This is a genomic window from Chloroflexota bacterium, assembly GCA_018648225.1.
Lineage (GTDB): Bacteria > Chloroflexota > Anaerolineae > Anaerolineales > UBA11858 > NIOZ-UU35.
This window is the reverse complement of sequence record JABGRQ010000137.1, coordinates 8521-19209: the sequence shown is the minus strand read 5'-3', so window position 1 is coordinate 19209 and position 10689 is coordinate 8521. Positions and strand designations below refer to the sequence as shown.

Here is a 10689-nt window from a genome sequence, read left to right as displayed (position 1 = left end):
GCGCCGAGAGCGCAGATTAGAGCGGGAAAATCCCGCTCTCTTTTTTTATCTATGAAAACTGAGAAACCCCAAATCTTACTCACCAATGACGACGGCATCCGCTCTCCCGGCTTGTGGGCCGCGGCGGCGGCGCTGGAAGCGATTGGCTATGTTACTGTGGCCGCACCGCGCGAGCAAAGCTCCGGGATGGGCCGCAGCCTGCCCAATACAACCGATGGCCTGATTACGCCCGAACAACTCCAGGTCAATGGGCGCAGCTGGACGGTCTATGCGGTAGGTGGTTCACCTGCTCAGGCTGTGCTGCATGGCGCACTAGAAGTGATGCCCCGCTTGCCCGATCTGGTGGTTTCGGGGATTAACTACGGGGCCAATATCGGCAGCGGCGTGACGATTTCGGGCACGGTTGGCGCGGCGCTGGAAGCGGCTGCGTTGGGCATCCCGGCCCTGGCGATCTCATTAGACACCGAATTAGAGCATCACCTTTCCTATTCGCAAGAGGTTGATTTTTCTGCAGCGGCCTATTTTACGGCCTATTTTGGGGGCAAATTACTGCACAGGCAGATGCCATCGGATGTAGATGTGCTCAAGGTCGAAATTCCGGCTCAGGCCACGCCGGAAACCCCCTGGGAAATCACCCGGCTCTCACGGGTGCGATATTACCACGCCGAAAAGCCAGAGCGCACATCCTGGAACCAACCCACAGTAATGGGCTACCGTATCAACGAAAGTTGGGGGGATGCATCAGCCGATTCGGATGTTCACGCGCTCTTCACCCGCCACCAAGTTTCCGTAACCCCCCTGAGTTTGGATTTGACGTCGCGAGTCTTGCCGGAAATTCTTGAGAAATTATTGAGTTAATCTTGCCCCTGTAATACAGCCAGAATTTTGGCGTGCAACACTGGATTAGCCGCCAAAACCGAATAGGGGGGTTTAAAATAATCTGGCTCGCCACGCGCACTGGTGACCAATGCCCCTGCTTCCTGCGCAATCATTACCCCAGCCGCCATATCCCAGGCCCCCAGGCGCAATTCCCAATAACCATCGAAACGCCCCGCAGCAAGATAACATAAATCCAGGGCTGCCGAACCTAAACGCCGCACACCTTGGGTTCGCAACGTTAGTCTGGCGAAATTATCGAGATTATTCTCCGGGTTGCGCCACGAATCGTAGTAGAAACCCGTCACCAGGAGGCTTTGACCCAGTTCGGGGACAGCCGTCACCTTCAAAGGAGTCCCGTTGAGCCAGGCTCCTTGCCCGCGCGCCGCGCTGAAACACTCATCCCGCATTGGGTCGTAAACCACCCCCAGGGTAAGTACATCCCCCACCGCAAAAGCAATTGAAACCGAAAAGAAGGGAATACCGTGCGCATAATTGACCGTGCCATCCAACGGATCCACAATCCAACGCTGCTGGCCCACACCAGCGCGCAGGCCGCTCTCTTCGGCGATCACATGCTGCCCTGGAAAACGCTCGTCTAGCGCACCGAGCAAGAATTCTTCTGAGCGGCGGTCAATTTCAGTAACGAGATCAATCTCGCCTTTGAGTTGCACATCGTGTTGTTTACCATACCCCTGGCGGACAATTTCACCAGCCATGCGCGCCATTTCAATCAGGTCGTTCAGTGTAGGTTGCATCAGTCATTTCCCAGTATATTTTTTCAAAAAAATAGGGGCGTACAGGAGTAAATTATCCCGCACACCCCTTACTTTATGGGTTTCTCAGTGTTCAGTTATTCGCTGGTGTTTTCTTCAGAAAGGATTTTATAGAGTTGATCCAGTTCATCTTGAATTTCCTGTTTTTGTGCGCTGGCTTCTGTGAGCAAGGCTTCAAAAGCTGGCTTTTGCTCTGCGGGTAACGTTTGCAGCAAACGCTCCGTACGCGCGATCTGATTGGTTTTCTCGCTCAGTTTTTCTTCCAACCGCTTGCGATAACCACGATAAAACTCTTCTTTGCTCATCAGCGGAGGCAGCACTGGCGCGCCATCGGTGAGTATCTCAGCAATTGTGAGCAAAAACTCAGCGGTGTCCACCGGTTTTACCAAAAAACGCACCGCTCCCAATTTGAGCGCAAATTCCCGATCTTCGGGCGTGACATAGGTCGCCGAAAGAAAAATCACCGGAATTTGATGTGTTTTTGGGTTCTTCCGCAAAGCATACATCAGGGCAAACCCATCCATGCGCGGCATGAGAATATCGGTGATAATCAACGCCGGGCGTTCTTCGGCTATGCGCTCAAGCGCTTCTTCCCCATTCTTGGCGGTCACAACCGGATATCCTTTAAAACGCAAAGTCACAGCCAGTAAATCTAAAACATGCAACGTGTCTTCGACTACCAAAAGCGGACCATAGGGAACAGCCATAACTCATCTCCTGAAACAAGTGTATTGTAGCGGATCACGCTGACACGAATGCTTACACTTCTGATAAGAGCATTCCGTTATGTAAACTATCAAATGATACGCTTGTTACACTGAAATTGCGAGTTCTAGTCTTGCAGCGCGATCTGAACCACATCATCAAAAGGCATGAGTGCAGTTTTAAATTTGTTTTTGGAATAAGCATAATAACATGCTTTAGCGCTGTCGGTTGCCAGCGCGTTGAAGCGCCCTTTAATCGGCGCGACCACGCAACAGGTATCGGCAGCAAATTTAGCGCCTGCAGCCTCGATCACCGCCGTATAGCCCATCCGGTCGGCGATCTCTTTGGTCGGACGGGCGGTAGTAATCCAGAACTCTTTGGTCACGGTTTTCCCGGCCAGCAATTCGGCGATGCGAGCAATTTCCTTGATCGATAGATGCGGACAACCCAAACTGACAAAATCAATTTCGTCGGATGCGGCATCGATCATGGATTCTCTAGCGAGGTGGATTTCTGCTGCGGTGATGGTGATCTGCTCATCGGGCGGGAGCAGCTGACCTGCCTCGGGGGTGATCCCCTGAATATGGCAGAGGGCCACGCCCCCATAAGTCGCCACGCTGGCGCAGAATGATTTGAGATTCTCCACCGAGGCCGATTCGACCCCGCGCAAATAGGGCACGCGTCGCCCGGAGATACGCTCCAGCCTTTCGCCTAACACCTTTCCCAACGCCCCGAAATCCGTATTCTCATCCTGCAAGCCCTCGACATTCACCGTCAGGGTTGGCTGCCGATCTGCATCGAGGTGGTAGCCATATTCCGGGGTCAGGCCGGTGAGTGATGCCGCCAGGGCGCTGGGGCCGCCTTCGCGGTTGGAGCGCGCGCCTAACACCGAGTTGGCATAGCACACCGCACTGCTCTCTGCCCAAGCGATATGCTCGCCAAAATGGGGCGTATTCCCAATCAGATAAGGCGTGCAGGTCGCCGTGGTAATGACATTCATGCGAGCAAAAGCATCCAGCACACGCACCTGGTTTTCGGCAAATTCAGCGCTGATGCCCAAATTCTGCCAGTTTTCCATATCCATCCCGGCGGGGTTAAGTGTGGTCAGCACGCGGGCGCGCCCGTTTCCATTTGCCATCTCATCGAGAAATGCCAGCCCGGCCTCGCCCAAATTAGCGTAACTGACCCCTGCAATCTGTACCGATGTTACCGGGATCAGGCGCTCGGCGGCGTAAATCCGCCCCAGCATGGTCAAAATTTCCATCGCTTTTTGCGTGGCGCGTCCCTGTGCGCCATCGAGCATGGTTTGTTCTTCGTTTGTCAGTCGCATATATTACCTTGAGTTCCACCACAGAGAAAACTTCGTGTCCTTTGTGTCTCCGTGGTTCATTCCTGCTTATTCAGAAAGCGGCTCAGGTCAACTTGCGGATATTCAACTTTCTCATAATGCCGCCGCGCCTCACCAAGCGGCGCTGTCAGATCAAAACCAATTTTGGTGGTGAATTTTGTGCCCGCTTCCGCACTGGGGTCTAAACTGGAGCCGGGTTCGCGGTCAAGTTCCACCAGATCACGGTCACCCTGGAAACGCGTTGCCATTGCCCATTCCACTTGCAGCGGATCGTAAATATCCACATCGGCATCCACTACATAAATATGCTTGCACGAGCGATGCCCGGCAAATGCCGCCTGGATAGCTTTCTTGCCATCATCGGCGTGCTGCTTATCAATTTGTACGATGGCATGGAGCCAGGAACAACCTCCAGGGTTGATATTGACATCCATGCATTTGACCACATCATTGACCATACGGAAAATAGTTGGTTCGCGCGGCATACCCATCAGCAGCTTGTGTTCCAGCGCCCCTGGCAGCAAGGCGTGCCAAAGCGCGTCTTTGCGGTGCGTAATCGCCTTGATTTCAAAAACAGGCTCGTTACGGATCACATCCATCGTCTCGGTGAGATCAACAAACGGCCCCTCGGCATGGCGGCGATCGCGATACACAGTCCCTTCAAGCACAAATTCGGCTTCAGCGGGGATCATCAAATCTACGGTTTTGGCGCGCACCAGTTCAAGCGGCTGCAGGGCATTGGCGATGGTTAATTCGTCCACCCCCAACACCACCGAAGTAGCCGCCGCGGCCAGCACATTGGGCGGATTGCCGATACATACCGCCACATCCACCTGACCTAACGCCTGCAAATATTGGTCGAAGTGCCGCCCCTCTACCACGCGGATTGCCATCTCGGTCGACGAAAATTGCATGGCACGGTGAAAATCCAGATTCTGCCCGTAAACAGGGTGCTTGACCACAAATACGCCTGACGTAATATATGGGCCGCCATCGCTGGGAAAGTGCAGCGGTATGGGAATAGAATCCAGATTGGGCTTAAGATGTACCGCTTCTTGGCATGGGGCAAGGTCCTCACCCATCCCCCGACCCCCCGCCTCTCTCATAATTGAAAGAGGCGGGGGGTGTTCAATCGCCTCCATCAATGTTGGAATAATCTCGGCGACCGGAACACCAAAATAATCAGCAAAATCTTGCTTCGTGCAGAAGAGATTGCCCATCACCCGATAGGCCGACTCTTGCACATTCTCAAAAATCACTGGACGGGGTTCCATCTGCTTAAGTACGGCGGCAATCTCATAAACTCTCGAAATCGGCTCCGTGATGCGCACCAAACGGTTATGGTTTTCTAAAAATTCAAGATAATCACGCAACGACAAAATGAAACCTCCAAAATAGAACACGCTCTACGGTGCGCAAATTGGCGGCACAAGACCATTGCGCCCGCCGCACCAGGTACCGTCAATATCGAGGCGATCTGAAGTAATTAGCCCTTCAAATTGCTGTTGATTGGCGCTCATCGTCCATTGAAAATCGATCGGCTCATCCCAAACCAGGCTAAACAGACCGTCAACCTGCATTCCGTCTTCACTGACACGCCCGGTAACGTACACTAAATCCCCATCTGCAGGGCCGCCACGGGGGTAGAAGAAACCCAAAATTTCCGACCCTCTCTGTTCCACAACCAGCACTCCGGGGTCCACCAAGCGGTTGATAAACCAGGTGTTAGTGTGCATCCAGTTCCCCGACCAATCCGGCGACTGGGCCTGCTTCCCCTTATTCACTACCAACAGTACCCACATCAATGCCGCCGAGTTCCCGGTCTCATCCTGCAAACGCCAATGACTGCGATACACGCCGGGTTTGTCGGGTGCTTGCAACAATAGCGGAATATCCACCACTTCACCGGGGGCAACCTCGCCCAGCACCCCATTCCAGGCAGCACTGCCCAAAGTTGCTAAATCAAGCACCGGCTGTGATGGGTAAAAATACGCCCGCGCCAAATCGGGGCCATTCATCTGGTTTTCACTATCAAAAGCCAACCAAAAGCCCCCCCACTGCCAGGTACACGAACCCGTATTCCGAACACGCCAAATTTTCAAAAAAACTTCACCAGGATCAACGAGCGCGCCATCCGGTATGGTCACATCTTCGATAACACTCGCCTGATTACAATCTTCGGGAAGGGAGGTAGCGGTAGGGGGAGCCTGCGTAAAAGTAGGCGTGGCGCTGGGCGCAGACGGCATGCGTGTGCGTGTGGCTGTCGGGACGAGGGTTGGGGTGGCTGCCGCGGTCTGGGTGGATGCTGCCGTGAGGGTTGGTTCTGCAACCTGAACCCCCGGAGAACAGGCTGTTAACCCCAAGCTGATGGCAACGAAGAAGAAAAACCAGAATTTCATGCCCCCCTTTATACCATAGCGTTGTTTCTCGCGCAGGTGGGATGCACTTTGCGAAACACTTTCAATCAACGCGCCGGAAGAGAATTGCATCCCACACCTAAAGTTCGCGGCATCAAGCCACGCGATGGCGCGGATACGACCCCAGCACACGCAGATAGGCCGCTAACTCCCCCAAATGATCCAATGCCCGCTGCCCAGAGTGTGATGCAGCGTGGTCGGAAAAATCGATATAGAACATATACTCCCAGGGTTTGCCCTGAATGGGACGCGATTCAATTTTGGCGAGATCAATATCACGCAAGGCAAACACACTCAGCGCCTTGAATAAAGCGCCGGGCTGATTTTGCAGGCTAAAAACGATAGATGTTTTGAAATCCCCATCCGTAATTCCCGACGCTGTCTGTGCCGTTAGTGCCAAAAAGCGCGTGTAATTGGCCGGGTTGTCTTCCATGCTTTCTTGCAAGATATGCAAATCATAGACCTCAGCAGCGCGTTTGGAGGCTAGCGCCGCGGCGTGCTGATCGCCACTATCTTTAATCATGCGGGCGCTGCCCGCAGTATCTGCCTCAACAATCGGCTCGTATCCCATTTGACGCAAACGATTTTTGCACTGCGCCAGCGCCTGCGGGTGCGAATGCACCTGCTGCACATCGGCAAGCGTTGTGCCGGGCAGAGCCATCAGGCAATGGCTGACGCGCAGGTGATACTCACCCACAATCGTTAAATCGGATTCGAGCAACAGGTCATAATTACGGTGAATGCTGCCCGCCAGCGAGTTCTCAATCGGCAATAAACCATACTCGGCAGTACCATCGGTTACCGCGGCAAAAGCATCTTCGAAAGATGCACACGGCAGCGGCGTAATTCCCGCGCCAAAATATTCGAACGCTGCTAACTCGCTATACGCGCCCGGTTCTCCCTGAAAGGCAATTATTCGGTTCATAGGTGGTTAGTTTGACAATGTCATACTCGCGAAAAGTTTTCGAAATTAGGGGGTGGAAGTGGCGCTGCGCGCCACTCCCACCCCCTAATTTCGGGCTTCTTGTTTGTAATATGATAATTCACATTAGACCAAATCCATAATTTTTTCCGTCATTAGCGCAGTACTGAGCGATTTTTCACCCGCACGCGCCAGATCAATCGTACGATGCCCCGCTCGGATGGCCGCGTCTACAGCGTTTTCTACAGCCCGGGCTTCAGCTTCCATCCCTAAGGAGTGGCGCAACATCATCGCCGCCGAGACAAGCGTCCCAATGGGGTTGGCAATCCCCTCTCCGGCAATATCCGGCGCCGAGCCGTGGATCGGCTCATACAGGCCGCGCGGTTTTTCGAGTCGATTCATATCCTCACCCAGCGAAGCTGATGGCAAGTTGCCCATCGAACCGGTCAGCACAGAGGCTTCATCAGTGAGAATATCGCCAAACATATTCGTTGTGACCATCACATCAAAACTGGCCGGGCGGGTGATCAGATGCATGGTGGCTGCGTCCACGAGCAAGACTTCAAATTCCACATCGGGGTATTCGCTGGCAACCTGTGCTGCCACCTGACGCCACAAACGCGAGGAGTCGAGTACATTGGCTTTATCCACCGAAGTCACTTTTTTGCGCCGTCCGCGCGCCAACTCAAAAGCCAAGCGTACAACCCGGCGCACTTCACTCTCTGAGTAAATCATGGTATCGAAGGCTTCCCACTGACCGTTAACTTCCCTTCGCCCGCGCGGTTCGCCAAAGTAGATACCGCCAGTGAGTTCGCGCACCACCAGCAAATCCACGCCGTCAAGCAGATCGGGGCGCAGGGGCGAAGCGGAGAGCAAATCGGCCTGCGGCACAACCGGACGTAAATTGGCAAATAAGCCCAGATTTTTCCGTAATCCGAGCAAGCCTTGCTCCGGGCGCACAGCAGCGGTAGGATCATCCCACTTGGGGCCACCAACCGCGCCCAGCAGTACCGCGTCGGCCTGCTGGCAGGCAGCTAAAGTTTCTGCGGGCAGGGCTGTACCGAAGGCGTCAATCGCCGCCCCGCCGATCAGATATTCGCTTATTTCAAAGGTATGGCCGTATTTTTGCCCGACGGCTTTGAGTACGCTCTGAGCCGCGGCAACCACTTCCGGGCCAATCCCGTCACCGGGAAGTAATACAATATTCGCTTTCATGATTTTCCTTTTGAATATTCACCGAAAAGTGTCTCTAATTCGGACCTCCGAGATTTGACAAAATTTCGGAGATCTTTTTCAAAACACATCCCGCAATCTGCTTGTATGTATCACGTTTAAAGTGCTTTATGCCATTAAACATGCTACTTGACACACTTTATTTTTTTTGTAAGGCATATTCCATGCTATCAGCTAACGCGCGCCAGCTTGCTTCGATGATGTTGGTACTCGCGCCAACGGTACTCCAGCGGGCGTTATCGCCATTTTTGGTATCAATGAGTACGCGGACGTTCGCCGCCGTGCCGCTCTCGCTATCCAAAATGCGGACTTTGTAATCTGAGAGGTGTATTTCATCGAGGCGGGGATATAAATCTCTCAGGGCTTTGCGGAGGGCTTTATTCAATGCGTTGACTGGCCCATTGCCTTCAGCCGCCGTGTGGATAATTTCACCACCCACATCCACCTTTACTGTGGCTTCAGCAAAAACACCACGCCCCTGCCGACTTTCAACAATGACCATGAAGTCAATCAACTCAAAAGGCGGCTTATAATTTTCCTCTGCGCGCTGCATGAGCAACTGTGCCGACGCACCGGCCCCTTCGAATGTGAAACCCTGCGCTTCAAGGCTCTTGATCTGCTCAACGACCTTGCGAGCTTTTTCGCTGGTCATATCTACGCCAAATTCGTTGGCTTTTTCAACTACATTGCCACGTCCGGAAAGTTCCGAAACCAGCGTGCGGCGCTGATTGCCCACCAAAGTTGGGTCAATGTGCTGGTAGGAAAATTCATTCTTGAGCACCGCGGCTACATGGATGCCACCCTTATGTGCAAATGCTTTCTTCCCCACGAAGGGGTAATAGGGATTCGGCGGTTGATTGGCAACTTCGGCAACGTAGTGCGATAAATCGGACAAACGGGACAGATTTTCATCTGAGACGCAGCGGATATTCATTTTCAACTGCAAATTGGGGATAATCGTACACAGATTGGCATTTCCAGTGCGCTCACCGTAACCGTTGACCGTACCCTGCACCTGCACCGCCCCGGCGCGTACGCCAGACAGCGTATTGGCCACGCCGTTACCGCCATCGTCATGCGTGTGAATGCCCAACGGGGTTTCAAACAGCTCGCCCATCAAGATTGTAATCTCTTCCACCTCCCAGGGCAGCGAACCGCCGTTCGTATCGCATAACACCAGAAGATCGGCTCCACCTTCGGCAGCGGCACTCAGCGTTTGCAGGGTATATTCAGGATTAGCTTTATAGCCATCGAAGAAATGTTCGGCGTCATAGACAACTTCTTTGCCCAGCGCCTTCATATAGGCCACACTCTCTCGGATCATCGCCAAATTTTCTTCCAGGGTAGTTTCCAGCACATCGTAAACGTGCAAATCCCAGCTTTTGCCCACGAGAGTCACGACCGGTGTTTCGGCATCCACCAAAGCTTGTAAATTGGGATCGCCCTCTGTCGGGCTGTTTTTCTTGCGCGTCGAACCAAAAGCAGCTACTTGCGCGTTTTTGAACTCCATTTTGCGCACGCGCTCAAAAAATTCGGCATCTTTGGGGTTCGAACCAGGCCAGCCACCCTCGATATAATGCACGCCAAATTCGTCTAATCGGCGTGCAATTTTGATTTTATCGTTTACCGAGAGCGAGATGCCTTCACTTTGAGTGCCATCGCGCAGAGTCGTATCGTAGATTTTGACAGATGTAGACATGGGTATCTCCTAAATTTAATACTATGGGTTGAATTTGTTTCTTCGTGCGAACACCATCAACCGGAGATTCCCTGGGTGACGCGGTCATCCGTCACCCAGTCCACCTTCCTGTTCCACAAAAAATAATCCAATATATTCATGCTAAAAATCTCGGGCGGCTTCATAGGCCGCGATTTCCGCTTCGTGTTTCAACAAATAGCCAAGCTGATCGATCCCTTCCAGCAAACATGTTTTACTGAAAGTATCAATTTCAAAGGAAACTCTCTCTCCACCGGGCAGGAATAGCGTTTGGGATGCCAGATCAATATCAATTGTGACTGCCGGTGCTTCTTCTGTCAGATCGAAGAGCGAAGTGTGCGTCTCTTCGTCTACGACAATCGGTAACAGGCCGTTCTTAAGCGAGTTGTTCCTGAATATATCTGCGAAGGAAGTGCTGATGATAGCCCGAATCCCCCATCCAATTAATGCCCAGGGGGCATGCTCTCGAGATGAGCCGCATCCGAAATTATCACCAGCTAGCAAAATTTCTGCGCCCTGATATTCATCCTGATTGAGCGGAAAATCACGGTTGAGGCTGCCATCTTCAAGCTTACGCCAGCTATCGAAAAGCCCTTCTGCCAAACCATCCTTATTGACCACTTTCAAATAGCGGGCAGGGATAATTTGGTCTGTATCCACATCAGTATAGGGCAGCGGGATGATTTTGGAGGTTA

At 52.8% G+C, this 10689-nt stretch carries 10 protein-coding genes; 1 reads left to right on the top strand and 9 read right to left on the bottom strand.

Translation table 11 applies throughout. The annotated features are described in order from the left end of the window. Positions 1 to 51: 51 nt before the first annotated feature. Positions 52 to 858: a 5'/3'-nucleotidase SurE gene (gene surE / locus HN413_13615; protein MBT3391433.1), complete on the top strand. Its 807-nt coding sequence runs from the start codon at positions 52 to 54 to the stop codon at positions 856 to 858. Here surE and HN413_13610 read toward each other — a convergent pair. The 9 genes from HN413_13610 to leuD all read right to left on the bottom strand — a co-directional run bounded on the left by HN413_13610 (position 855) and on the right by leuD (position 10675). Next, positions 855 to 1634 (bottom strand): inositol monophosphatase, encoded by a 780-nt coding sequence (locus HN413_13610; protein ID MBT3391432.1) that lies wholly within the window; start codon positions 1632 to 1634, stop codon positions 855 to 857. The genes surE and HN413_13610 overlap by 4 nt on opposite strands. Positions 1635 to 1729: 95 nt before the next feature. After that, a complete protein-coding gene (locus tag HN413_13605) occupies positions 1730 to 2359 on the bottom strand; it encodes a response regulator (GenBank protein ID MBT3391431.1) in 630 nt (209 codons plus the stop codon). A 125-nt stretch (positions 2360 to 2484) separates the two neighbouring features. Beyond that, the gene (locus HN413_13600; protein MBT3391430.1) at positions 2485 to 3687 is read right to left on the bottom strand and encodes a DUF521 domain-containing protein; all 1203 of its coding nucleotides are present in this window, start codon (positions 3685 to 3687) and stop codon (positions 2485 to 2487) included. 56 nt (positions 3688 to 3743) lie between these two features. Continuing rightward, positions 3744 to 5084 carry a UbiD family decarboxylase gene (locus tag HN413_13595; protein MBT3391429.1) on the bottom strand — a complete coding sequence of 447 codons (1341 nt, stop codon included), beginning with the start codon at positions 5082 to 5084 and terminating at the stop codon, positions 3744 to 3746. 27 nt (positions 5085 to 5111) lie between these two features. Continuing rightward, a complete protein-coding gene (locus HN413_13590) occupies positions 5112 to 6194 on the bottom strand; it encodes a hypothetical protein (protein MBT3391428.1) in 1083 nt (360 codons plus the stop codon). A 22-nt stretch (positions 6195 to 6216) separates the two neighbouring features. Then, a complete protein-coding gene (pheA, locus tag HN413_13585) occupies positions 6217 to 7047 on the bottom strand; it encodes a prephenate dehydratase (protein MBT3391427.1) in 831 nt (276 codons plus the stop codon). A 123-nt stretch (positions 7048 to 7170) separates the two neighbouring features. Next, on the bottom strand, positions 7171 to 8259 hold the full coding sequence (gene leuB, locus HN413_13580; protein MBT3391426.1) for a 3-isopropylmalate dehydrogenase: 1089 nt from the start codon (positions 8257 to 8259) through the stop codon (positions 7171 to 7173). Between the two features lie 157 nt (positions 8260 to 8416). Then, a complete protein-coding gene (locus tag HN413_13575; protein MBT3391425.1) occupies positions 8417 to 9976 on the bottom strand; it encodes a citramalate synthase in 1560 nt (519 codons plus the stop codon). 141 nt (positions 9977 to 10117) lie between these two features. Further along, positions 10118 to 10675 (bottom strand): 3-isopropylmalate dehydratase small subunit, encoded by a 558-nt coding sequence (gene leuD / locus HN413_13570; protein ID MBT3391424.1) that lies wholly within the window; start codon positions 10673 to 10675, stop codon positions 10118 to 10120. Positions 10676 to 10689: the final 14 nt, after the last annotated feature.